The organism is Paenibacillus pinistramenti, from assembly GCF_005869875.1.
Lineage (GTDB): Bacteria > Bacillota > Bacilli > Paenibacillales > Paenibacillaceae > Fontibacillus > Fontibacillus pinistramenti.
In genome coordinates this window covers 206,449-228,531 of the sequence record NZ_VAWG01000005.1, presented here as the reverse complement: position 1 = coordinate 228,531, position 22,083 = coordinate 206,449, and the positions used below count along the sequence as shown (strand labels likewise).

The following is a 22,083-nucleotide window of genomic DNA, read 5'->3' as shown; positions in this document are numbered from 1 at the left end:
CGGCCGCGTGTGCCGCCCGCTGGCGGACCGCGCTGCTGCTGCGCGCCGGCGACTGCTGCAGCGCCTGGCGGGCGCGCTCCGCAGCGGCCAGCTCCGCGGCGGCCGCGTCTGCGCCCAGGCGGTCGGCTTTCGCCAGCAGCACCAGCTCCGCCAGCTTCTCATTCGCGAAGGCCAGCGCTTCCCGCAGCACCGGCTCCAGCTTCTCTTCCTGCGCTGCCGTTACCGGCACATGCAGCAGGCTGCAGGAAGGCTGCACGATAAGCCGGTCCGGCGAAACCGCCTGCTTGAGCGCGTCAAGCAGCTTGATTTTTCCCGCTACATCCGCCTTCCAGATATTCCGCCCGTCGATGAGGCCTGCGCCGAGCACCTTGTCCGCCGGAAAGCCCTGCTCCAGCACGGAACGCAGATTCGCTCCCCGGTCATGCACGAAATCCAGTCCGAGGCCCTGCACCGGCAGCGCTGTAATCTCTTTATAGTGATCCACCGCCTCAAAATACGTCTGCAGCATCACGTTCAGTCCGGACCGCTGCCCGCTCAGAGTGCCGTAAATACGCTGCACTTCAGCCAGCTCCTCCGGAGTCAGAGTCCCCGTCAGGGCAGGCTCGTCGATCTGCACCCACGCCGCGCCCTCCTGCTCCAGCTCCGCCAGCACTTGTCCATACAGCGGGAGCAGCCGGTCCACCCAGTCTGCAAACTGCCCGGCTTCATAGCCCTTCGACAGCTTCAGCAGCGTAAACAGTCCGACCAGCACCGGTCTGCCTTCGATGCCCAGCTTGGCTTTCGCTTCCCGGTAAGCCGCAAGCGGCCGGTTGACCGTCAAGACAGGCTGCAAATCCGCCGTCAGCTCCGGAACAATATAGTGATAATTGGTATTAAACCATTTCGTCATTTCAGAGGCGGCTGCCGTTATGTTCCCGCGGGCAACCGCATAATAAGTGGCAAGATCAACCTCTTTGTCACCGCTGCTCCATCCAAAACGTTCCGGAATCAGGCCAAACATAACCGCTGTGTCCAGCACATGATCATAATAAGTAAAATCATTCACCGGAATCACATCAATGCCCTGCTCCTGCTGCAGCTTCAGGTTATTCAGCCGGATGTCCTCCAGCTGGCTGTGCAGCTCCTGCTCCTCCAGCCTGCCTGCCCAATAAGCCTCAACTGCCTTCTTCCATTCCCGGTTCTGCCCAATCCGCGGGTATCCCAAGTTACCGCTAATCATCGGATAACACTCCTCTATTTTGAGTTTGGTTGAGCGGTTCCTGCAGGCCTGCCGTCGTCCGCTGTTTGTATTAAGCTCAAAATAGCATAATTTTCCGGGTATAGTGTAACTCCTAAAAGATATAGCCGGTTATAGCTGAAAGCTATAGCAACAGAAAAAGCCTGACCCAGCGTGACCCACGCCATTCGTCAGGCTTCATTTTCCAACTGAAATATTTGCGGCCAGCTTCCCTTCTTACTTTGAATTCTAGGGCATTACTTCGAATTCTAGGGCATTACTTCGAATTTAAAGGCACTTCTGCGATCAAAGAAGGGTCGATATTTTTCACATTGCCAATCGCTCTGGAGACCGGGTAGGACAGCATTTCCTCAGCCGGATAAGGCTTTAGAAGCTCCAGCAGTTCTGGCACCTCCCGGTTCGCCGGATCAAGCCAGGCCTCGGCCGTTTCCCGTTTCAGAATGACCGGCATCCGGTCATGCACCTGCTTGACCAGCCCGTTCGGCTGGGTGGTAATAATCGTGCAGCTGTGCATCCATTCTCCCTCCGGCGACTTCCAGACATCATACAGTCCGGCATAACCGTAGATAGATTTATCCCTAAGCTGAAAACGGTAAGGCTGCTTGCCATCCTCCTCCTGCTTCCATTCGTAAAAGCCGTCTGCCGGAATAAGAATCCGGTTCCCCGCAAGCAGTCCGCGGTACGAAGGCTTCTCGTCCAGGGTCTCTGCCCGGGCATTGATCATTTTGTATCCAATCTTAACATCCTTCGCCCAGCGCGGAACAAGGCCCCATCTGAAGCCGCTTAGCACCCTTTGTCCGTCCTGCTGCGTCACAACTGCAATCGTCTGGGCCGGCGCCACGTTATACCGCGGATCATAGTTATATTGAATTTCATCAATTCCAAACTCATCCGCAACTGCATCAGCGTCAGCAACGAGCGTAAAACGTCCGCACATCGTAAGGCTCCTCTCTCGATCACTTTTGCTTGTACTATAAACAGAAATGGGGAGATGAATCAACGTAACAAAAAAGAGAATGTAACATAAGACTACTCTCAAATGATTAAGATAAGATTCGATATCAACATGAGTAAGACATTAAATGTTAGGTAAAACCAAGAAAAAGAGCTAGTAGTAATAACTAGTTATTTTTAAAATTTTAACTTCTGCTTTAATATATTATTTACTTTTCATCAATCCGGGACTTTGGTATCATTCTTATAGGGCTTGTAGTTATATTAAAAATTAAATATTACCCATATGTTTGTGCTCAACTTGATACATAATGCTAATAGCAAATACTTCAGCCGATGGAGAAATTTTGGGAGATGTAGAGATGGAATTCGGGGATCAAATTAGAGCATTAGCAAAAAGAGTACAAAAAATGAAAGATAGCATCTTAACTGAAGAAGCAACAAAGACATCAGTAATTATGCCCTTTTTTCAAGCCTTAAACTACGATGTGTTTAATCCAGAAGAATTTCTACCAGAATTTATTGCAGATGTCGGCATAAAAAAAGGAGAAAAGGTTGATTATGCTATAATACAGAATAAAAAGCCTATTATTCTAATTGAAGCTAAATCTATCCAAGAACCACTTACAAAACACGATTCTCAACTGTTTAGATATTTTGGAACAACTGAAGCAAAATTTGCTATTCTTACAAACGGTATTCATTACAAGTTTTTTACTGACCTTGAAGAACAGAACAAAATGGACACGACTCCTTTTTTTGAATTTAACCTTTTTGATATCAGAGACCACCAGATCCTAGAGTTAAACAAATTTAAAAAGGATATCTTTGACGTTGCTAGTATCAACACTACTGCTGAAGAATTAAAATATACCAATGAAGTCAAAAGATTTTTAAAAGAACAGTGGGATAGTCCTAGCGATGATTTTGTTTCATTTGTGCTAGCTGATATTTATGCTGGAAAAAAGACAAAGCAAGTTATTGAAAAGTTCAATGGTATCGTAAAACGCTCACTCAAAGAATTTTTAAATGATGCCTTAAACGATAAACTTAAGTCAGCCCTAGCAAATACAGATTCGGAGCAACTTTCCTCTAAAGAGGCCGCTGTTTCCGTTGAAAACAGTTCAGTTGAATCTCCAGAAGTTATTACAACTCAAGATGAGCTGGAAGGGTACATTACTATTAAAGTGTTATTGAAAGATATTATTTCCCCTGATCGTGTAAACTATAGAGACAATCTTAGTTATTTTAATATCTTGCTAGATAACAATATTCGTAAATGGATATGCAGACTTTATCTAAATGGTTCAAATAAGTCTATTCAATTTAACGATGAAGATAAAACCACAATAGCTATCAATGATGTAGCCGATTTAATTTCCCATAAGGAGAAGATTATAATTACTGCAGAACGATTTATTTAACAATAATCTCTTAATCCCGGAACGGTTTTTCTTTTTCTCCGGCTTCAATCGTACTTTCTCAAAACTGAGTCAATGGTTATCCATTTATTCGAAAAGTATAATTGTAAAAGGCTCCCTTTCGGGAGCCTTTTTTAATAATGCTATTACAGGCTCTAGAGCCCTTCTTACATCATGCCGCCCATTCCGCCCATGCCCATGTCAGGAGCGCCGCCTTTTTCAGGCTCTGGCTTGTCAGCGATCACGGCTTCGGTTGTCAGGAACAGGCCTGCAACAGATGCAGCGTGCTGAAGTGCGGAGCGGGTTACTTTAGCAGGGTCAACGATACCGGCTTCGATCATGTTTACCCATTCGCCGGTAGCAGCGTTGAATCCGATGCCTGGTTTTTCTTTCTTCAGACGGTCCACGATTACGGAACCTTCTTCACCAGCGTTAGCTGCAATTGTGCGGATTGGCTCTTCCAGAGCGCGAAGCACGATCTCAACGCCTGTTTTCTCGTCGCCAGCTGCTTCAACAGCTGCAACAGCGTGATATACGTTAACGAGGGCAGTACCACCGCCGGATACGATACCTTCTTCAACCGCAGCGCGGGTTGCATTCAGGGCGTCTTCGATGCGCAGTTTGCGCTCTTTCAATTCTGTTTCAGTAGCTGCGCCAACTTTAACAACGGCTACGCCGCCAGCCAGTTTAGCCAGACGCTCTTGCAGTTTCTCTTTGTCGAACTCGGAAGTTGTTTCTTCCAGTTGGGAGCGGATTTGGTTCACACGAGCATCGATGTCGGATTTGTCGCCAGCGCCGTCAACGATTGTAGTGTTCTCTTTCGTTACGATCACTTGACGAGCGTTACCCAATTGATCGATGGTTGTGGATTTCAGGTCAAGACCCAATTTCTCAGTGATCACTTGGCCGCCAGTCAGAGCAGCGATGTCCTGCAGCATAGCTTCACGACGGTCGCCAAAGCCAGGAGCTTTAACCGCTACCGCATTGAAAGTACCGCGCAGTTTGTTCACGATCAGCATCGCTTGAGCTTCGCCTTCGATATCTTCAGCGATGATCACAAGCGGACGGCTTTGTTGAACGATTTTCTCAAGCAAAGGCAGGATTTCCTGCGTGCTGCTGATCTTTTTATCTGTAATCAGGATATAAGGGTTATCCAGGTTAGCTTCCATTTTGTCGGTGTCGGTAATCATGTAAGGAGAGATGTAGCCGCGGTCAAACTGCATACCTTCTACAACTTCCAGTTCTGTAGCAAATCCGCGGGATTCTTCTACAGTGATTACGCCGTCTTTGCCGACTTTCTCCATCGCTTCAGCAATCAGCTGGCCAACTTCATCGTCAGCAGCGGAGATCGCAGCTACTTGAGCGATGGATTGTTTGCCTTCGATGGTTTTGGAGATCTTCTGCAGCTCTTCTACAGCAGCGCGGACAGCTTTGTCGATACCTTTGCGAAGGCCGATTGGGCTAGCGCCTGCAGTTACGTTCTTCAAACCTTCGCGGATCAGAGCTTGAGCCAGAACCGTTGCAGTTGTAGTACCGTCACCGGCAACGTCGTTAGTCTTAGTTGCTACTTCTTTAACGAGCTGAGCGCCCATGTTCTCGAATGCGTCTTCCAGCTCAATTTCTTTAGCGATGGTAACACCGTCATTCGTGATGAGCGGGCTGCCGAATTTCTTTTCCAGAACTACGTTGCGTCCTTTAGGACCCAAAGTTACTTTTACAGCGTTAGCCAAAGCGTCAACACCACGAAGCATTGCGCGGCGAGCGTCTTCACTGAACTTAATGTCTTTTGCCATTGTAAAAAACCTCCCAAGTTATCGTTTAGTTTATAGTTAGTCGTTCCCAGACTATGAAATCTGCCTTTCGATCACGAACTGTTCTCGTGCAGGTCTATTATTCAACGATGGCTTGAATGTCGCTTTCTTTCATAATCAAGTATTCTTTGCCTTCGTATTTCACTTCTGTGCCGGCATATTTGGAGAAGATCACCACGTCGCCAACTTTCACTTCCAAAGGAACACGAACGCCGTCTTTCAGCGTGCCGCTGCCTACAGCAACGATTTTGCCTTCTTGAGGTTTCTCTTTGGAGGTGTCCGGAAGAACGATCCCGGATGCAGTTGTTTCGCTTTGCTCGATAGCTTCCACCAATACGCGTTCACCTAAAGGTCTGATCATGAAAAAATAGCCTCCTTCAAAGTTATGTTTAGTTTTTTAGTTTAAGTATGTTTGTTAACCCAGCGTTAGCACTCAACATCAGTTAGTGCTAACAACACTGTTTATGATATACAAAGTGAATCAAATTTTCAAGTCCTTTGTCTAACTTTTTCACCTAAAATTGCCCATCCCTTATGGTAAAAAAAGCCGTCTGGACATTCCCTACTCATTCTATCCGCTAAAGAAAGAATATATTCCGGAAAAGGCTAACGGACCTATCAAACGCTTCTCTATTCTTGCTTATTCTGCTTTCGGTATACCCGCCCGGACAAAAGGATGCTCAGCTCGTACAGCAGGAGCAGCGGCACGAGTACCAGAAATGCGGATAACAAATCCGGCGGCGTGATGGCTGCCGAAGCCACCACAAGGGCGAAATAAGCGATTTTGCGCATTTTGCGGAGCTTAACCGGGTTGACCAGCCGGAGGTGAGTCAGAAACAGAACGACCAGCGGCAGTTCAAACACCAGAGAAACAGGTACAACGATGTTGGTCAGGAAGCGGAAATAGTCAGCAGCCCCGTAGGTTTCGACGAGTCCCAGCTCTCTGTTTAAAGAGGAAGTAAAATGGAGCGCAAGCGGGAACACGACGTAATAGGCAAAGGCCGTTCCGCCCGCAAAGCTGAGGAAAGCAAACGGTATGTATTTCAGAGTCGCTCTGCGCTCCTCCGGCTTCAGGCCCGGCTTTACAAATGCCCACAGCTGGTAAAGGGTAAAAGGCAGTGTAATGCCAAATGCCAGCGTCAACGCAATTTTCATATAAATGCTGACCCCGTCCCAGAAGGAAAAAGCGTTCAGCTGCACATAAGACCCGCCGCTGCCTTCAGCCGTCAAGTAATGATAAACCGGCTCAGCCGCAAAAAAACCTCCGACAACGACCAGGCCGAATACAAGAAATACGGCGAGCAGTCGTCTTCGGAGCTCCGCAAGGTGACTCGTCATGCTCATCGTCTGGGATCTGACAGGTTGGGAAGGTTCGGTAGGTTCGGTCATAAGCTCCTCCTCGTCAGCTGCAGGCTCTTGGCTAGAGGCGGAACTGTCCGGTCACCATGAGCAGCGCCTCCGGAATCTGGTCCATTATCGCGGCCAGGTTCTCATGAACTCCCTTTGGAGTTCCCGGCAAATTCACGATCAGCGTTCTGCCGCGGATTCCGACTACACCCCTGAAGAGCATGGCAGCAGGGTTCTTCTTCATAGCCCCGGCCCGCATCGCCTCCGCCATTCCCGGAACCTCGCGTTCAATGACTCTCCGCGTCGCCTCCGGCGTCACATCCCTCACCGCCAGCTCTGTCCCGCCTGTCGTCAATACGAGATTGGCCTGAAAATAATCCGTCATTTCGATCAATGCCGCAATGATCTCATCTTCTTCATCCGGTACAATCCGGTATTCAATAATTTCACCGTTTAATTCCTCTTCGACCAGCTCCCGGATCACCTGGGCGCTTGTATCCTCCCGTTCGCCCCGGGAGCCTTTGTCACTGGCCGTGAGGATGGCCGTTTTCCACTTCATCATAAAGGTCTCCTCCATCCACATTTAGGAACTCTTAGGTTTGGTTGTGTTATTCCCTGCTGTAATCTCCGCTCTTGCCGCCCTGCTTGGACTTCAGCTCGGTAGGCCCGATGACGATGTCCTTCTGCAGCGCCTTGCACATGTCATAAACCGTCAGCGCCGCCGCCGAGACAGCTGTCAGCGCCTCCATCTCCACGCCTGTCCGGCCTTCGGTTTTGACGGAAGCTTCAATATAAAGCTGGTCATGGCCGTTATCGGAGAACGTGATGTTCACGCCGGTCAGCGGCAGCGGATGACACATCGGAATCCAGTCCGAGGTCCGCTTCGCGCCTTGAATACCGGCAATCTGGGCGACGGCCAGCACATCGCCTTTATGAATATTTCCCTGCCTGACCGCCGCAAGCGTGGAGGGAAGCATCGTGACCGTAGTCACTGCCGCCGCCGTCCTGAACGTGACTTCCTTGCCGGAGACATCAACCATCCTGGCGCGGCCCTGTTCATTAAAATGCGTCATTCCGTGTCCGTGTTGTTCCATTTCACTCACCACTGCCCTTGTTTATGTAAAAGATTTGAGCTGCCGTAATCAAAATATCCAGCTTAAGATCATGCGCTTCTGCAGGGACCTGCTCCATCAGCTGCTCTTCAAACAAAAGCGAGGCAAACAGCGGCCGGCCTTTGCAGCCTCCTGCTTCCTTCAGGCGTTCGGCAAAGCGGTCGTAGTATCCGCCGCCATAGCCGATCCGCCCTCCCTGCATATCGTAAGCCAGTCCGGGAACGATCACGACATCAATTTCGCCGAGGCGGCTCTCCGGCCAAACCGGGCTGTCCGCAGCCGGCTCCGGGATGCCCCAGACACCGCCGGTCAGCTTCTCCCAGCCTTCAAACGGATGGAGCTCCAGCCGGCCGCCATTTGTAACTCTAGGCACAAGCACCCTGTCGCCCTGCTCCAGACAGCAGTCCACAAGGCTTGCGGTCGACAGCTCCTCCTTGAAGGAAAGATAGGTAAAGACCGTCAGCCCTTCCCCATTCCGGCTTGATCGCAGGGGCGCAAGCACCTCGGCTTCCGCGAGCCTGCAGGCTTCTGAAGCAAGCCTTCTCCGGATATTCTCATCCAGCGAGGCTCTCCTGGCAGCAGCCTGCTGCCGGAGCAGCCGCTTCCGTTCTTTCTCGTTCATGTCGGTTAAAACCTCTCCGGCTGGCCATATTTTCTTCCCATTAATAAAATGACAAATAAAAAGACGCAATAAGGTTCTAACAGATAGTTTATCATTGTTCCCTGAAAATGAAAACAAGACCCGGGACTTCCATCATCCTCATTTCCAAAACCGCTTAAGCCGCTCTTTCCGGTGCAATTAAGGCCGGTTTCGGTTAAACTGAAGAGGAATGCCCGGACTTATCGCTGCCTTTCTTGACGGCAGTCACTATAGAGATGGAGGATGTTTGTTCATATGCTGCTTCAAGCCTCGAATATTACAAAACTGTACGGGGTGACCCCTATTCTGGAAGGCATCAGCCTTCAAATTCAGGAACGCGAGCGGATCGGTCTGGTCGGCGTTAACGGTGCCGGCAAATCAACCCTGCTCAAAATTCTCGCCGGAGAGATGTCTTATGACGGCGGGCAGATTTTTAAAGCCAAAGAAACAACGCTGGGCTACCTGGCCCAGAACAGCGGGCTTGCTTCAGACAAGACGATCTGGGAGGAAATGCTGCTGGTCTTCGCGCCTCTCCTGGAGATGGAAGCCGAGCTGCGGCGGATGGAGCACCAGATTGCGGACCCTTCCGCCAATCACGAAGAGAAGAGCTACCAGGATCTGCTCGGGCGGTACGCCCATAACTCCGACCGGTTCAAGGACCTGGGCGGCTATGAGATCGAAACCCGGATCCGCAGCGTGCTGCACGGCATGGGTTTTAGTGATTTTGCGCCGGATACCCCGATTGCTACGCTAAGCGGCGGCCAGAAGACCCGGCTGGCCTTGGCCCGGATTCTGCTGCAGGCTCCCGACGTGCTTATGCTGGACGAACCAACGAACCATCTGGATATTGAAACCTTGACCTGGCTCGAGGACTATCTGCGCGCTTATTCCGGCTCCCTGCTTGTCGTGTCCCATGACCGCTATTTCCTGGACCGGCTGGTGACTGCGATCGTCGAAATCGAGCGGCGCCAGTCCAAGCGGTACACCGGCAACTACAGCCGCTACGCCGAACTGAAGGCTGCCGAATACGAAAGCGCCATGAAGCAGTACGAGAAACAGCAGGATGAAATTGCGCGGATGGAGGATTTTATCCAGAAAAATATCGTCCGTGCCTCCACCACCAAACGGGCGCAGAGCCGCCGCAAAATGCTTGAGAAAATGGAGGTCATGGACAAGCCCCTCGGCGATTTGAAGCGGGCAAGCTTCTCATTTGAAGCCGAGATTACGTCCGGGCAGGAGGTGCTGAAGCTTGATCAGCTGTCCTACTCTTTTGACCAGGAGCATCCGCTCTTCAAAAATGTCTCCTTCGAGCTTTGGCGCGGCGAAACCGTCGCTTTAATCGGCCCGAACGGGATCGGCAAGTCTACCCTGCTTAAAATTCTGACCGGTGACCTGAAGCCGGCCGGAGGCAAAGTGAACTGGGGCACCAAGGTTCGGATCGGCTATTACGATCAGGAGCAGACCCACCTTACGGGAACCAATACCGTGCTGGAGGAGCTTTGGAGCGCTTTTCCCCATGTGGAGGAAGCCCGCATCCGCACCATTCTCGGCAATTTCCTGTTCAGCGGCGAGGATGTGCTGAAGCGCGTCTCCAGCTTGAGCGGTGGGGAGAAAGCCCGGGTGGCGCTCGCCAAGCTGATGCTTCAGAAAGCCAATGTGCTGATTCTGGACGAGCCGACGAACCATCTGGATCTGTACAGCAAGGAAGTGCTGGAATCCGCCCTGCTCGATTATGACGGCACGCTGCTGTTTATCTCTCACGACCGTTATTTCCTCAACAAAATGGCAGAACGGGTCATCGAGCTGCATCCCGATGGGGCCCGCCATTTCCTAGGAAATTATGACGACTATGTCGAGAAGAAGCTGGAGCTTGCCGAAATAGCCGCAGAACGCGCCGCATCGGAGACACCTAAGAACGCAGCAGCATCAGCAGCTAAAGCTGCCTCTTCCGAGCAGAACGAATCCAAAACGGGAGCCGCCTCCTTCGAGGCTGACAAGCAGGCCAAACGCGAGGAGCGGAACCGCCAGCGCCGAATGGAACAGCTGGAGACGGCGATTGCCGATCTGGAGGAGCAGATTGGCACCTTGGAAGCCGAACTGACTCTGCCTGAAGTGTACCAGGATTACATGGCGGTACAGGAAAGACAGACAGCAATCGACAAATATAAGGCCGATCTGGCCGATGCTTATGCCGAATGGGAGCAGCTTGCCGAAGCTTGACGCCTGGCGATAAAAACACAGGAAATTTTCAAAAGTTAGACATAATCGTTATTCACAGCCTTATCCACAAATTCAGTTATTAATGATGTAAATTATTTGGCATTAAGCGGCCGAAACTCCGCTAAAATCAACCTTTTGCGGAGATGTCACATTTTTATCCACCAAGTTATGCACATTGTCCACAGTTTTCACAGAAAAATTGCGGATAACCGCAGGCAAATTTCTGTTTCAAACAAAACCTTGCTGGGTATGCTTTCATTTTATTTACACACAGAATCCTGCTGAAATGTGGATAATTTTGTCCACACCTTGACAAACAGTTATTACCCTTCAATGATAGAAGGCAAAGATAGAAGGCAAAAGCATACCAATTATGAAGAGGTGCTGAAACATGAGCAAAATGATTTACGGCGTTCCCCATGTCGATGCAGATGAACTGCAGCAGATCTTAGACGATAAAGTGCGCGGCACGATTGTTATTGATGTACGGGAGCCTTATGAGTATATTGCAGGGCATATCCCCACAGTGCCTTTAATTCCAATGGGCGAAATCGCCGAATATGCCGATGATATGGATAAAGAGCGGGAATATGTGTTCATTTGCCGCAGCGGACAGCGCAGCCTGAATGTCGCCCGGTATTTTCAGGAGCTTGGGTTCACGAACATTCTTAATTACGAGGGCGGTATGCTGGCCTGGGATAAAGCTGTTGTGGACGGCCCGGAGAACATCATTGAAGATTTCACAGGCATGGACCAGCTGGAACGAAAATAGCATGGCGGAAGGCGTTCGAAAGCCAATTCTTATTGGCGGCCGGGCGCCTTTTTATTTGGTATGATTTTCCCTTCCAAACCGCATCCTATTCCTGAATTTCAATCTTCCCGGGAAAGGACATGATCTTATGCCTATGATGCCCCTGTTCACCATTCTGTTTAGATGCAGCGTTCTCGCGCTGTTTATCCATTTCTTCGCCCCTTTCCTTCCGGCTTCCTCAGCCGTCCATGCCGACGATCCCTCTTATGCGAAGTGGGGACAGATAGCGGTGCAGCAGGCAAAAGCCAAATACGGAGCCTCTGTCCTGGACTACCTCCATGTGGGGCGCTACTCCATTTCGCCTGCTGTTAGTGAAGAGCGGTTTAAGCTGTGGCTCAGAAAGAAGGGCCATGAGTTTGGCGTCTACGTTTATGTCCGTTTCGATACGGCCTCCGAAGAGCTGATCTCCGTTCACTTTGAACACGCAAAATAGATTTGCAGGCCAGATCATTCCTTCCCCGGGCTTTATCATGCTAGAATAATAGAGCTGTTAACAACCGGAGGTGCTTGCCTGCATGCGTTTTGTCCAATCTGTCAGATGGGAGCTGAAGAGCTGGCCCAGCAACATCAAGTTATTTTTCCTCGCCAATATCCTGTATCAAATCGGCACCGGCATGTTTGGTGTCCTTTATAATTTATATATCCAGGCGCTGGGGTACGGCGATGCCATGAACGGCCGGGTCGTCAGCATCCAGTCCCTTGCTACGGCGCTGCTGTTTGTGCCGATCGGTATTTGGGGTGACCGGGCCAGCCGCAGAAAAATTTTGATCATAGGCGCCCTGTTTACCGGGGCTGCTTATCTGATCCGTTCCTTTATTTCGGGCGAAACGGGTCTGCTCGGACTTGCCGTTGTTACCGGCTTGTTTGCCTCCTTCTTTCAAGTATTGGCCATTCCGTTTCTGGCCGAGACGGTGACTCCCAAGCAGCGCCTGAAAATGTTCAGTTATTTCTCCTCGCTTGTATTAGCCTCCCAGGTTATCGGCAGCATGGGCGGAGGTTTCCTGGCAGACGGCCTTCAGGCTTTCGGGCTCAGCCGGCTCTCCAGCCTGCAGATCGTACTCGCCATTGGCGGGGGCGCAACGCTGGCCGCTTTTATCCCGATGCTGTTTGTGCGCGAAGGCAAAGCCGCAGGGAGCGCGGCAGGAGCTTCAACTAAGCAGGAGGACGTCCTGATCCTGACCCAGACGGGCCAGACGCGCCAGACCATTGAAGAATACCGGATGATCGGCAAGTTCGTGCTGGCTCAGCTGCTGATCGGGTTCGGCTCAGGGCTTGTGGTGCCATACCTGAACCTTTATTTTACGAACCGTTTCTCGGCATCGCTGTCTTTGATGGGAATTCTGATCTCGCTTGGACAGGTGATGACGATTGTATCCATGCTGATCGGCCCTACTTTGGCCCGAAAGGTGGGACAAGTCCGGGCGGTCGTGATTTTTCAAATGCTGTCCCTGCCGTTTCTGCTGCTGACCGGTTATACCCACTGGTTTGCGGTTGCCGCTGTAAGCTTTCTCTTCCGCCAGGCGCTGATGAATGCAGCTAATCCAATCCAGTCCTCTATCATGATTGACCGGGTCGGCGACAACAAGCGGGGCATCGCCAATTCGCTTACGCAGACGGCCTTTATGCTGGGCTGGGCGACAATGGGGCCGGTCCAATCCCGGCTGGTCACCGAACACGGAAGCTACTGGGGATATGCCATTACGTTCAGCATTACCGGCTGTCTGTACGTCGCCGCTTCGCTGCTGTATTTCTTCATGTTCCGCAGAACCTCGCCCACGCCGTCGCCGTCCCGCAGCTCCCAGTCTGCGGCGGAGTTATAGCTGCGGATTATAGCTGCGGATTATAGCTGCGAGTTTATAGTTTATGAAGCGAAAAAAAGAGATGCGCCCGGAAAGCCGGATACGCATCTCTATTAATTTTAACCTATCTAAATTGTCAGGCGATTGTCAGGCATTAGTTCTTGCCCCGGTACTGCCCCGTTCTGAGCTCTACCGCATAAGGCTCAATCAAAGGCATGCCCCGTTCTTCCGCCTCGCGGATTGACTGTTCCACGTCATAAGGAACCCGCACGAACTGAAGCCCAAACGGAGCAGGCTCCGCTTGCCCGTAAATTCCTTCCATAATGACATAGGAAGCCTGGATCATATCCAGCGAATTGCCGACGCTTCCCGCGTTAAAAAGCGTTTTCCCGCCCTCCAGATGCTGCAGGAAAGCCGTATGAATGTCGCCATACCCGGCAACGTCGGCCGTTTTAGGAATGATGCCGTGTTCTGACGGCTCAAGCAGAGATTTCCTTTTCTCCTCTTCATCCCAAGGGTAAATCCGTTCGTACAGGCTTCTTGGAGAAGCGTGAAACAGCCGCACCAGCCGCCCGCTCATCATAAACTCGATGCAAAAGGGCAGCGATTCCAGGTAAGCCATGCGCTCCGGACCCAAAATCGCCTGGCTCCACGTCACCGCCTCGAATTGGCTCGGCTCACGGATGAATTCATCCCAGTTGCCGGCGACTATTATCTCGCATTTCTCCCTGACCAAATCAACGGCCAGATCCGGATGCGGCCCTTTGCCGACCAGATCGCCCAGACAAAATATCCGTGTAATGCCTCTGTCCCCGATGTCCTTCAGCACCGCCTTCAAGGCAGGCATATTGCCGTGAATATCCGAAATAACAGCAATTCTATCCATGCGAGACTTCTCCTTCCCGGGCTTCCCCTGACTCAATTATATCGAATACGGCACCCGCCACCAAACCTGGAGCAGGGGCCCTGGCCGCCGGTTCATCGGCATATAATTCACCGGCATATAATTCACCGGCATAAAAAAAGCTGTCTCTTGAACCGGCCCTTATAAATATTGCAGAAGCCGGCAATTTCATACCCGGCCCTCTGAAGCGAAGGCCTGATCTCCTCCGTCGTTAAAATAACGACTTTAGCCGCCAGCCTCCGGGCGCTGCAGAGCATTTCGTCTAATTCCTCAAGGGGCAGCACCGAGCAGAGATTATAAGGCAGGTCCAGAATCAGCGCGTCGTAACGCCCTTCCAGGCGGCGCATGTCTCCTAGCGCAGCAGCCTCCTCCGACATTCCAAAATGCCGCAGATTCTCGCGCGCGCCCTGCACCGCAAGGGGATTAATATCAAAGCCCTGAATGCTGATGCCCATGGATAAAGCCTCAATCAGCACGGTGCCGATGCCGCAGCAGGGATCGAGCAGCTTTAAGCCTTCCGGCTCCGGCATGGCGATATTGACGGCAGCGCGGGCCACGCGGGTGCTGAGCGCAGTCGAATACTGGCGGGGCTTCTCGTTGTGCTTCAGCCAGACGGACTCTTGCGTGATGCAGTCGCCCAGCACCCAGCGGCCCCGGGAATAAGCTAGGCCAAGCAGACGGTCCGGCCGCTTCATTTCCGCTTTGCCGCGGATCCCCGCGCCAATCCGGCGTTCTACCGCCCGCTTGCCTTCATAGGTCTCTGTGCGGTCTGCATCCAGATAACGCAGCTTGAAGGTGGAATCCCCCAGCTCCAGCCCGCCTGTCTGGGCTTCAATCTCTTCCAGGCTGTCCCCTTCCATCAGGATGTCCAGCCTTTCATGCAGAAACGGACTCCGGTCCGGGTTAATTCCGATTCCGCTCTCCACATGCCGGCTTTCCGGCTCCGCGCCAAGCAGGGAGCGCAGCTCCAGCCTGCACAGCTCACGCTCATCCTCATGGCAGGCGTAGGTGTAGAGCCGGGATAATGGTTTTTCGATCTTCACTCCCGTCCCCCCTTTTCCTTCTGTCTATTGATCTTTATTGTGATGCCGCGCTTTGGCTTATGTCAATTTGAAAAAAATAAAAACACCCGCCTGGTAAAACGGCGGGTGAATCCATTATTTGACCGACCAGGCCTCCAGGGAGAGGCCGGGGTCGGCTTTCAGGGACAAATCCGCGAACTCGCCGGATTGCCATTTGAGGTAAGCCGCGGCGCCGATCATCGCGGCGTTGTCGGTGCAGTAGGCGTGGGGCGGAATGATCAGCTCCACGCCTTCGCGCTCGCAGCGCTCTGTCAATGCGGCGCGGAGTCCTCTGTTTGCGGCGACTCCGCCGCAAAGCAGCAGCTGCCGCGCCGAGGTGGCGCGGACGGCGCGGATGGCTTTTTCAACCAGGACCTCGATCACGGATTCCTGGAACCCGCGGGCAATGGCGCCGTAATCCGGCAATTCGCCCTTCATTTTGCTGCGGTTCACCAGATTGAGCACCGCCGACTTCAAGCCGCTGAAGCTGAAATCGTAGGAATCCGGCTCCAGCCAGACCCGCGGCAGCTCCTCCGCTGTCGGCGATTCTAATGCAGCCTTGTCTACAAAGGGACCGCCGGGATACGGATACCCGATCGCACGGGCCACCTTGTCGTATGCCTCGCCAACCGCATCGTCCCGGGTCCGCCCGATCAGCTTGAAGCTGCCTTCACGCTCCATCAGGACAAGCTCGGTATGTCCGCCGGAGACAACGAGCGCCATGCACGGATACTGGAGCTCCTTGACGAGTCTGTTGGCATAAATGTGGCCGGCAATATGATGTGTTGCGATCAGCGGCTTGTCCAGGGCGAAAGCCATGCTTTTGGCCGCAACTACGCCCACGAGCAGCGCGCCGACCAGGCCCGGGCCCTGCGTCACCGCTATGGCCGACAGGTCAGAAGGGGCGATGCCGGCCTTCTCCAGCGCCTCCTCCATAATGAGGGTGATTACCTCGACGTGCTTGCGCGAAGCCACCTCCGGCACTACGCCGCCAAACGCCCGGTGCGTGTCGATCTGGCTGGAGATGACGTTGCTCAGCACTTCGCGGCCATTTTTGATGACGGCAGCCGAGGTCTCATCGCAGCTTGTCTCCACCGCCAGTATGCAGCAGTCACCGTCTGGCCCGGCTCCGGCTGCCTCATTTCCATTCAAATTCAATACCGTCAAATCTAATTTCGGCTCTGTCACTTGGTTTCGCTTCCTTCCCTGCCGCCTTCAGCTGTCATCCTGTCCGATAAATCGCACCACATAATCAGTGCATCTTCCCCGTTATCCGAATAGTATCCTTTGCGCATGCCGATGCCGCGGAAGCCCAGCTTCTCATACAGCGATTGTGCGACATGGTTGGACACTCTGACCTCCAGGGTCATCCGGATCATCCCGAGCTCCCAGGCATAGGTCATCAGCTGGCGCAGCAGCAGCTCGCCAAGCCGCCGGCCCCTGTGGGCCGTTCTTACCGCAATGTTCGTAATATGCGCTTCGTCAAGGACTGTCCACATCCCCGCATACCCGACTGGGGCGCCGTTCCGCTCCATGACCAGGTAGCGGGCAAACTGATTATGCGTCAGCTCGTTGCGGAAAGCGTCGCTCGACCATGGCAGGGTGAAGGATTCATGCTCAATCACCATAATATCGGGGATATCGTCCATCAGCATCGGGCGGAACACAATTTCATCCTTAGGCACCACGTGATCCGGACTGCTCGCGTCATCCGGTTTGATCCCGTTATCCGGTTGTATCTGATTATCTGATTGTATCTGGTTATCTGATTGTATCTGGTTATCCGGTCTCTTCTCGCTCTCCATCAGTTCCCCTCCTTACAATCCCTGAAGTTTGTTGACTTCGGCTTCAGTCAGTTGGGTATAATTCGGCTGCAGTTGATGCGGGTCGCCATGCTCCCCGCGAAGCAGGCGGGCCGCGCCCAGCAGCCCGCCCCACGCGCCCTGGGGCGCGTATTCGGTGATGCGCAGCGCATCACCGAGCAGCGGCCGCAGCAGTTCTGCGGTCGCTGCATGCTTGTCCGCGTCGCCGGCCAGCGTCACCGCGGAAGGCCGCACTTCCGGCGGAAGCGCGGACCAAAGAGCCGCCAGGCTTGCCGTCCAGTCCGCCATCTGGCGGATGCCGTCCGGCTCCAGCCGGCGGGGCATAATGCCCGGCGCTGTTTCAAACAGCGCCGTGTAGACCTGGCCGCGCCGCGCATCCATCAGCGGCACGACCCACTCCGCCGCAGAAGCCGCCCCGGTGGCCGGGGCAGCTTCGCGGCCTTCCGCTGCCGCCAGGAGATCCCCGGCGGCAAGGCCTGCGCCCTGCGCCCAGGCTCCGAGTCCCAGCATCTCCAGGCTGGAGATGCCGACGACCGGAATGCCGAGCGACCAGGCCAGGCTTTTGCCTGCGGCAACCGCGATGCGGATGCCCGTATATGAGCCGGGTCCGACGCCGGCGATGATGCCGCTCAGCTCGTGCTGCTTCGTCCCCGACGCCTGCAGCACGTCCCGCACCGCGGGCATCAGCAGCTCGGCATGGCCCCGCTGCGCGAGCAGATTATTTTCGGCCAGCACTGCGGCCCCTTCCATGACGGCTGTGCACAGCATAGCCGTTGACGTATCCATAACCAGAAAGCGTCCTGCTGAATTATGACTTTGTTCCATCTGTTATACCCCATTTTCCTTCAGGTCCGCCGTCCAGGCTTTATACGGTTCTCCCTGTCCGTGAATATAAATCTGCCGTTCTTCCAAATTCACAGTCTCCATATATAAATGCAGCCTGGATTCCGGCAGCAGCTCTTCGATCAGGCTTCCCCACTCCACGAGCGTAACGCCTTCCCCGAAGAAATATTCGTCCAGGCCAAGCTCGTCCGCTTCATCCAGGGACAGCCGGTAAACGTCCATATGATAAAAAGGCAGCCGGCCAGCATATTCCTTAATAATTGTAAATGTAGGGCTGTTTACCTGGTCATTCACATCCAAAGCCTTTGCAAACGCCTGGGAAAAAGCCGTCTTCCCCGCTCCCAAATCGCCGTCCAGCACGATTAATGTTCCTGGTACGGCCAGCTTTGCCAGCCTTGCTGCAAGCAGCTGCGTATCCTTGAGGCTGCCCGCCCGGTAGACGAGCTGCGCGGATTTCTTTGCATTCAAAGCGTTACCGCCTTTCTGTTCACACCGAACCAGCCCCCTCCTTATCCGGAAAGGCCTGGCACCAGTTTGAAGCCTGAGTTGCAGAGGCAAATCCGGCATAGGAAATCCCCTGATTTTTCTATCCCATTATATATTTCATGCGTAGGTCCCGCAAGGACACCCGGCCTTCAGCCAGCCAAAATGCCCGTTATCTGCCTGCAATAATCCCCCCTGACAGCAACCATACTAATGAAAAGTTCAGCTGCCTTCAGAAGGAGCAGAAGCTCAAACGGAAAGGAGAGATTTGCCCATGCATACCGTCTGGAAGGGCGCGATCAGCTTCGGCCTCGTTCACGTCCCGGTCAAAATGTTCTCCGCCACCGAAGACAAGGATATTTCAATGAAATACATTCACAAAACGTGCGGAAGCCCGATCTCTTATGTGCGGCGCTGCCCGGCCTGCGAGAAAGACGTGAACTGGGATGAAATCACGAGAGGATATGAATATGAAAAAGGAAAATACGTGCTGTTTGAGAAGGAGGAGCTTGAACAGCTTGCAGAGCAGAGCAGCAAGACGATTACGATACTGGACTTTGTCGATCTGCACGACATTGACCCGATTTATTTTCAAAAAACCTATTATTTATCGCCCGACCAGGCAGGCTCAAATGCTTACCGGCTCCTGCTTGAGGCGATGAGGGACACCAGTAAGATCGGCATCGCCAAAATTGCGATCCGCTCCAAGAGCAGCCTTGCAGCCATCCGCGTGCTGGACAACTGCCTTGCTGTTGAAACGATTTTTTATCCGGATGAGATCCGGCCGATCTCCCAGGTGCCGGGCCTGCCGGGAGAGGTCGAGGTCAGCGATAAGGAGCTGACGATGGCGAAGCTGCTGATCGAGCAGCTCTCGACTCCCTTTGAGCCGGAGAAATATACGGACGATTACCGGAATGCCCTGCTGGAGCTGATCCAGCACAAGGTTGCAGGGGAAGAGGTGTCCCTCGCTCCGGCCAAACCGGAGACAAATGTCATCGACCTGATGGCCGCGCTGCAGGCCAGCATCGAGGCGGTCAGACCGATCGTGACCGATCCCGGCACACCGGCACCGGCTTCTGCAGCAGCTGGACGCAAAACACGCGCCGGCAAAACGGCGGCAGCCGCTGAAGCTGTCCCGGCCCAAGCCAGTGCCAAAGCAGCCGCAGCAGCGGGCGGCAGCACAGCTGCAGCCGGCCGGGGCCGCTCCAAAGCGGCGGGCACGAAGGCAGCAGGGGCGAAGACGTCGGGAGCGAAGGCGTCGGGAGTGAAGGCAGCGGGAGCGAAGGCAGCGGCAGCGGCCGCAGAGCCTGCTGACCGCACCGGACAGACAGCCGGCGAAACTGGCGTCATCACGGCGGCGGCAGCCGCTTCACTGACCAAACCAGCGAAGCCGAAGCGCAGAGCAAGCACCAAGAAGCTGTCCTGACCCTTCAACGGATTGGCAGGTGGAATGATGGGGGCCGACCGGTTTAAACCTGCGCAGTGGTGCACTGGTCCGGAGCAGCGCCCGCAAAGCCCTGCAGCACGGGATGGCGCAGCGTCCCGCCGGTTGTCCATTCCAGGTATTCCACCTTCACTGTCAGGGACGGCAGCATCCAGGCCGCCCCTTTTACCCGTGCCGGAATATTGGCAAAGGGACGGGCGGGAACCTTTAACCGCTTCGCTTCCTCCGTGGCGAAGCGCCAGTCGGAGCCGGTAAATTTTCCGCTTCCCGCGTGTCCAATATAAATAAACTGGCCCAGCTCGTCATAAAGCCCCAGCAGCAGGGCATTTACAATCCCGTCACGGTACGTGACACCGCCCACCGCCGCATACAAATCGCGGACAAATTTCTTCTTCTGCCACCGCTTATCCTTGCCGCCGACCGCATACGTGCTGTCCAGATCCTTGCAGACCACGCCCTCCCAGCTCTGCTGCCGCATCACCTCAAACAATTGCTCCGGGTCGTTGAAGTTTTGGCAGAGCTGAACCCGCTCATTAGGAACGATAACCTTCTGCAGCAGCTGCTGCCGTTCCTCGAGCGTCCGACCGGTCACCCATTCCCCGTCCAGGCACAAAATGTCAAAGATCATATAATTGACTGCAATCCGGTTTACCGCAGAACGGATTTCCTGCTCCTTTCGCAGGCTGTCGCGCTTCATAATGGCATGGAAGGAGGGCCTGCTGTTCTCGATCGCCATCATCTCCCCGTCCAGAATGACAGACTGCGCGCGGCAGTACCGCCCGATGTCCGCCAAATCCGGATACTGCGCAGTCCGTTCATTCCCTTTGCGGTTGATCAGCCTGCAGCTGGAGCCGTCCATATAGGCCAGCATGCGCACTCCATCCCATTTGACCTGGGCTGCCCAGCGGCTGCCGGAGGGCAGGCTGACTGTTGAGACAGGCTCAAAAGGCTCGACCGGTTTCATTTGGTTCATCGGTTCACCGGTTTCATTGGTTTCATTGGTTTCATTAGTTTCATCGTTTCCATCATTTCCATCGGCTGCATCGTTCCTTTCTCCACTTCCACTCCCCTGTTTTCCCTCCGTGCCTAGATTTACAGCATTATTTACAGCATTATTTACAGCATTATTTACAGCATTTCCTGCCGCCGCGGCTGTCATTCCCCATCCAGCCATCCCTTATAAATGCTTCTTGCCTTGGGAATTCTACGGGGGAGCGGATCAGCCGCTGCCATTCACTACAGAAATTACAGAAGGAGGAGAGTTTCAGCATGCCGTCCGCTGTTAAAGGTTCAATTCAGGTTGAAGGTCATGAGATTACCATTTCCAATCCGGACAAGCTGCTCTGGCCGGAAGCCGGCGTGACCAAAATGGTCTACCTGCAGAAGCTTGCCGAGCTTGCACCTTATCTGCTGCGCAGCTGCCGGAACCGGCTGCTGACGACGATCCGGTATCCAGGAGGCATTCACAGCACCTTTTTCTATCAGAAAAATGCCCCCGAGCCCCTTCCGGACTTCGTGCCCACTTCCGTGCATGAAGGCATCCGCTACGTCGTTCTGGACAGCCTCCCCACCCTGCTGTGGCTTGGCAATCTGGCCTCAATCGAGTTTCATCCCTCGCTGCACTATATAGGGGAACAGCTGCCCTGCGAATGGATTATCGACCTCGATCCATCGGTGGAGGAAGAACCCCGCATTATGGAAGCCGCCTCCTATGTGGGGGACTGCCTGTCCTCATTGGGGCTGGACTCTGTGCCCAAGACTTCCGGCGCTACCGGCGTCCAGATTATGGTGCCGATCCACTACGGGATTACCTTTGACGAGCTCCGGGCCATCGGCCATTTTGTCGCCCGCTATATTACGGAGAAGCACCCTGGCCTGTTCACCATCGAGAGGCTCAAGAAAGACCGGGGGGACCGGATCTATTTCGATTATCTGCAGCACTACTCCGGCAAAACCATAGCCGCAGCCTACACGCCGCGGGCAAGAAAGGCGGCCAGCGTCTCCACTCCCTTAACCTGGGAGGAGGTCCGGCGGAATCCAAAGCCTTCCGACTTCCATCTGCTCAACATCGGAGAACGGCTGCAGCGGACAGGCGACCTGCTCACACAGGTGCCGCCCCAGTCGCTGGACTTGATTCTCAAGCATTTAATGAAATAAAGCCTTCCGCATGGCA

20 protein-coding genes and 2 pseudogenes are annotated in these 22,083 nt (G+C 53.5%); 7 read left to right on the top strand and 15 right to left on the bottom strand.

The window, feature by feature from the left end; translation table 11 throughout:
• Together FCN15_RS09285 and FCN15_RS09280 are read right to left on the bottom strand one after the other, a co-directional pair.
• A pseudogene (locus FCN15_RS09285) lies at nt 1–1,219 on the bottom strand (5-methyltetrahydropteroyltriglutamate--homocysteine S-methyltransferase); the annotation flags it as partial.
• Nucleotides 1,220–1,493: 274 nt separating this feature from the next.
• Nucleotides 1,494–2,174 (bottom strand): SOS response-associated peptidase, encoded by a 681-nt coding sequence (locus tag FCN15_RS09280; RefSeq protein ID WP_138494718.1) that lies wholly within the window; start codon nt 2,172–2,174, stop codon nt 1,494–1,496.
• Nucleotides 2,175–2,553: 379 nt separating this feature from the next.
• On the opposite strand from FCN15_RS09280, the gene FCN15_RS09275 reads away from it, so the two are divergent.
• Nucleotides 2,554–3,615: a type I restriction endonuclease gene (locus tag FCN15_RS09275; RefSeq protein WP_138494717.1), complete on the top strand. Its 1,062-nt coding sequence runs from the start codon at nt 2,554–2,556 to the stop codon at nt 3,613–3,615.
• A 164-nt stretch (nt 3,616–3,779) separates the two neighbouring features.
• Here the strand turns inward: FCN15_RS09275 and groL are convergent, their stop codons facing one another.
• The 6 genes from groL to FCN15_RS09245 all read right to left on the bottom strand — a co-directional run bounded on the left by groL (nt 3,780) and on the right by FCN15_RS09245 (nt 8,504).
• A complete protein-coding gene (gene groL / locus FCN15_RS09270) occupies nt 3,780–5,405 on the bottom strand; it encodes a chaperonin GroEL (protein ID WP_138494716.1) in 1,626 nt (541 codons plus the stop codon).
• A gap of 97 nt (nt 5,406–5,502) precedes the next feature.
• Nucleotides 5,503–5,784 carry a co-chaperone GroES gene (gene groES / locus FCN15_RS09265; RefSeq protein ID WP_138494715.1) on the bottom strand — a complete coding sequence of 94 codons (282 nt, stop codon included), beginning with the start codon at nt 5,782–5,784 and terminating at the stop codon, nt 5,503–5,505.
• Between the two features lie 269 nt (nt 5,785–6,053).
• The gene (gene tatC, locus FCN15_RS09260; protein ID WP_238996593.1) at nt 6,054–6,812 is read right to left on the bottom strand and encodes a twin-arginine translocase subunit TatC; all 759 of its coding nucleotides are present in this window, start codon (nt 6,810–6,812) and stop codon (nt 6,054–6,056) included.
• 31 nt (nt 6,813–6,843) lie between these two features.
• Nucleotides 6,844–7,329, bottom strand: coding sequence for a MogA/MoaB family molybdenum cofactor biosynthesis protein (locus tag FCN15_RS09255; RefSeq protein ID WP_138494740.1), 486 nt, complete (start codon nt 7,327–7,329; stop codon nt 6,844–6,846).
• Nucleotides 7,330–7,378: 49 nt separating this feature from the next.
• On the bottom strand, nt 7,379–7,864 hold the full coding sequence (moaC, locus tag FCN15_RS09250; RefSeq protein WP_238996591.1) for a cyclic pyranopterin monophosphate synthase MoaC: 486 nt from the start codon (nt 7,862–7,864) through the stop codon (nt 7,379–7,381).
• A 1-nt stretch (nt 7,865) separates the two neighbouring features.
• Entirely contained in the window at nt 7,866–8,504 is a 639-nt protein-coding gene (locus FCN15_RS09245) for a 5-formyltetrahydrofolate cyclo-ligase (RefSeq protein WP_138494714.1), read from the bottom strand.
• A gap of 273 nt (nt 8,505–8,777) precedes the next feature.
• Between FCN15_RS09245 and FCN15_RS09240 the strand changes: the two genes are divergently transcribed.
• The 4 genes from FCN15_RS09240 (at nt 8,778) to FCN15_RS09225 (ending at nt 13,373) form a co-directional block, all read left to right on the top strand.
• On the top strand, nt 8,778–10,742 hold the full coding sequence (locus FCN15_RS09240) for an ABC-F family ATP-binding cassette domain-containing protein (protein WP_138494713.1): 1,965 nt from the start codon (nt 8,778–8,780) through the stop codon (nt 10,740–10,742).
• 391 nt (nt 10,743–11,133) lie between these two features.
• Nucleotides 11,134–11,514: a rhodanese-like domain-containing protein gene (locus FCN15_RS09235; protein WP_138494712.1), complete on the top strand. Its 381-nt coding sequence runs from the start codon at nt 11,134–11,136 to the stop codon at nt 11,512–11,514.
• Nucleotides 11,515–11,641: 127 nt separating this feature from the next.
• Nucleotides 11,642–11,986 (top strand): DUF3889 domain-containing protein, encoded by a 345-nt coding sequence (locus FCN15_RS09230; protein WP_238996590.1) that lies wholly within the window; start codon nt 11,642–11,644, stop codon nt 11,984–11,986.
• Between the two features lie 82 nt (nt 11,987–12,068).
• Nucleotides 12,069–13,373, top strand: a complete 1,305-nt coding sequence (locus FCN15_RS09225) for an MFS transporter (RefSeq protein ID WP_138494711.1) — start codon at nt 12,069–12,071, stop codon at nt 13,371–13,373.
• A gap of 133 nt (nt 13,374–13,506) precedes the next feature.
• Here FCN15_RS09225 and FCN15_RS09220 read toward each other — a convergent pair whose 3' ends face one another.
• The 6 genes from FCN15_RS09220 to tsaE form a co-directional block, all read right to left on the bottom strand.
• Nucleotides 13,507–14,238 carry a metallophosphoesterase family protein gene (locus FCN15_RS09220; RefSeq protein ID WP_138494710.1) on the bottom strand — a complete coding sequence of 244 codons (732 nt, stop codon included), beginning with the start codon at nt 14,236–14,238 and terminating at the stop codon, nt 13,507–13,509.
• Nucleotides 14,239–14,360: 122 nt separating this feature from the next.
• Nucleotides 14,361–15,299, bottom strand: a complete 939-nt coding sequence (locus FCN15_RS09215; protein ID WP_138494709.1) for a TRM11 family SAM-dependent methyltransferase — start codon at nt 15,297–15,299, stop codon at nt 14,361–14,363.
• A 114-nt stretch (nt 15,300–15,413) separates the two neighbouring features.
• Nucleotides 15,414–16,469, bottom strand: coding sequence for a tRNA (adenosine(37)-N6)-threonylcarbamoyltransferase complex transferase subunit TsaD (gene tsaD, locus FCN15_RS09210; RefSeq protein WP_138494737.1), 1,056 nt, complete (start codon nt 16,467–16,469; stop codon nt 15,414–15,416).
• 32 nt (nt 16,470–16,501) lie between these two features.
• Nucleotides 16,502–16,972 (bottom strand): ribosomal protein S18-alanine N-acetyltransferase, encoded by a 471-nt coding sequence (rimI, locus tag FCN15_RS09205; protein ID WP_138494736.1) that lies wholly within the window; start codon nt 16,970–16,972, stop codon nt 16,502–16,504.
• A gap of 162 nt (nt 16,973–17,134) precedes the next feature.
• Nucleotides 17,135–17,965 carry a tRNA (adenosine(37)-N6)-threonylcarbamoyltransferase complex dimerization subunit type 1 TsaB gene (tsaB, locus tag FCN15_RS09200; RefSeq protein WP_138494708.1) on the bottom strand — a complete coding sequence of 277 codons (831 nt, stop codon included), beginning with the start codon at nt 17,963–17,965 and terminating at the stop codon, nt 17,135–17,137.
• 3 nt (nt 17,966–17,968) lie between these two features.
• The gene (tsaE, locus tag FCN15_RS09195) at nt 17,969–18,451 is read right to left on the bottom strand and encodes a tRNA (adenosine(37)-N6)-threonylcarbamoyltransferase complex ATPase subunit type 1 TsaE (protein ID WP_238996589.1); all 483 of its coding nucleotides are present in this window, start codon (nt 18,449–18,451) and stop codon (nt 17,969–17,971) included.
• Nucleotides 18,452–18,740: 289 nt separating this feature from the next.
• Between tsaE and ku the strand changes: the two are divergent.
• A pseudogene (gene ku, locus FCN15_RS09190) lies at nt 18,741–19,619 on the top strand (non-homologous end joining protein Ku); the annotation flags it as partial.
• Between the two features lie 316 nt (nt 19,620–19,935).
• On the opposite strand, the gene FCN15_RS09185 reads toward ku, so the two are convergent.
• On the bottom strand, nt 19,936–20,883 hold the full coding sequence (locus tag FCN15_RS09185; RefSeq protein WP_238996587.1) for an ATP-dependent DNA ligase: 948 nt from the start codon (nt 20,881–20,883) through the stop codon (nt 19,936–19,938).
• 296 nt (nt 20,884–21,179) lie between these two features.
• Here FCN15_RS09185 and ligD point away from each other — a divergent pair, with 296 nt between their 5' ends.
• Nucleotides 21,180–22,067: a non-homologous end-joining DNA ligase gene (gene ligD / locus FCN15_RS09180; protein ID WP_138494706.1), complete on the top strand. Its 888-nt coding sequence runs from the start codon at nt 21,180–21,182 to the stop codon at nt 22,065–22,067.
• Nucleotides 22,068–22,083 lie beyond the last annotated feature (16 nt).

What these genes read in the sequence shown, in the direction of transcription:
- FCN15_RS09280 (WP_138494718.1), bottom strand. Translation starts at nt 2,174, where the DNA reads ATGTGCGGACGTTTTACGCTCGTTGCTGACGCTGATGCAGTTGCGGAT.
- FCN15_RS09275 (WP_138494717.1), top strand. Translation starts at nt 2,554, where the DNA reads ATGGAATTCGGGGATCAAATTAGAGCATTAGCAAAAAGAGTACAAAAA.
- groL (WP_138494716.1), bottom strand. Translation starts at nt 5,405, where the DNA reads ATGGCAAAAGACATTAAGTTCAGTGAAGACGCTCGCCGCGCAATGCTT.
- groES (WP_138494715.1), bottom strand. Translation starts at nt 5,784, where the DNA reads ATGATCAGACCTTTAGGTGAACGCGTATTGGTGGAAGCTATCGAGCAA.
- tatC (WP_238996593.1), bottom strand. Translation starts at nt 6,812, where the DNA reads ATGACCGAACCTACCGAACCTTCCCAACCTGTCAGATCCCAGACGATG.
- FCN15_RS09255 (WP_138494740.1), bottom strand. Translation starts at nt 7,329, where the DNA reads ATGAAGTGGAAAACGGCCATCCTCACGGCCAGTGACAAAGGCTCCCGG.
- moaC (WP_238996591.1), bottom strand. Translation starts at nt 7,864, where the DNA reads ATGGAACAACACGGACACGGAATGACGCATTTTAATGAACAGGGCCGC.
- FCN15_RS09245 (WP_138494714.1), bottom strand. Translation starts at nt 8,504, where the DNA reads ATGAACGAGAAAGAACGGAAGCGGCTGCTCCGGCAGCAGGCTGCTGCC.
- FCN15_RS09240 (WP_138494713.1), top strand. Translation starts at nt 8,778, where the DNA reads ATGCTGCTTCAAGCCTCGAATATTACAAAACTGTACGGGGTGACCCCT.
- FCN15_RS09235 (WP_138494712.1), top strand. Translation starts at nt 11,134, where the DNA reads ATGAGCAAAATGATTTACGGCGTTCCCCATGTCGATGCAGATGAACTG.
- FCN15_RS09230 (WP_238996590.1), top strand. Translation starts at nt 11,642, where the DNA reads ATGCCTATGATGCCCCTGTTCACCATTCTGTTTAGATGCAGCGTTCTC.
- FCN15_RS09225 (WP_138494711.1), top strand. Translation starts at nt 12,069, where the DNA reads ATGCGTTTTGTCCAATCTGTCAGATGGGAGCTGAAGAGCTGGCCCAGC.
- FCN15_RS09220 (WP_138494710.1), bottom strand. Translation starts at nt 14,238, where the DNA reads ATGGATAGAATTGCTGTTATTTCGGATATTCACGGCAATATGCCTGCC.
- rimI (WP_138494736.1), bottom strand. Translation starts at nt 16,972, where the DNA reads ATGCTGATGGACGATATCCCCGATATTATGGTGATTGAGCATGAATCC.
- tsaB (WP_138494708.1), bottom strand. Translation starts at nt 17,965, where the DNA reads ATGGAACAAAGTCATAATTCAGCAGGACGCTTTCTGGTTATGGATACG.
- FCN15_RS09185 (WP_238996587.1), bottom strand. Translation starts at nt 20,883, where the DNA reads ATGAACCAAATGAAACCGGTCGAGCCTTTTGAGCCTGTCTCAACAGTC.
- ligD (WP_138494706.1), top strand. Translation starts at nt 21,180, where the DNA reads ATGCCGTCCGCTGTTAAAGGTTCAATTCAGGTTGAAGGTCATGAGATT.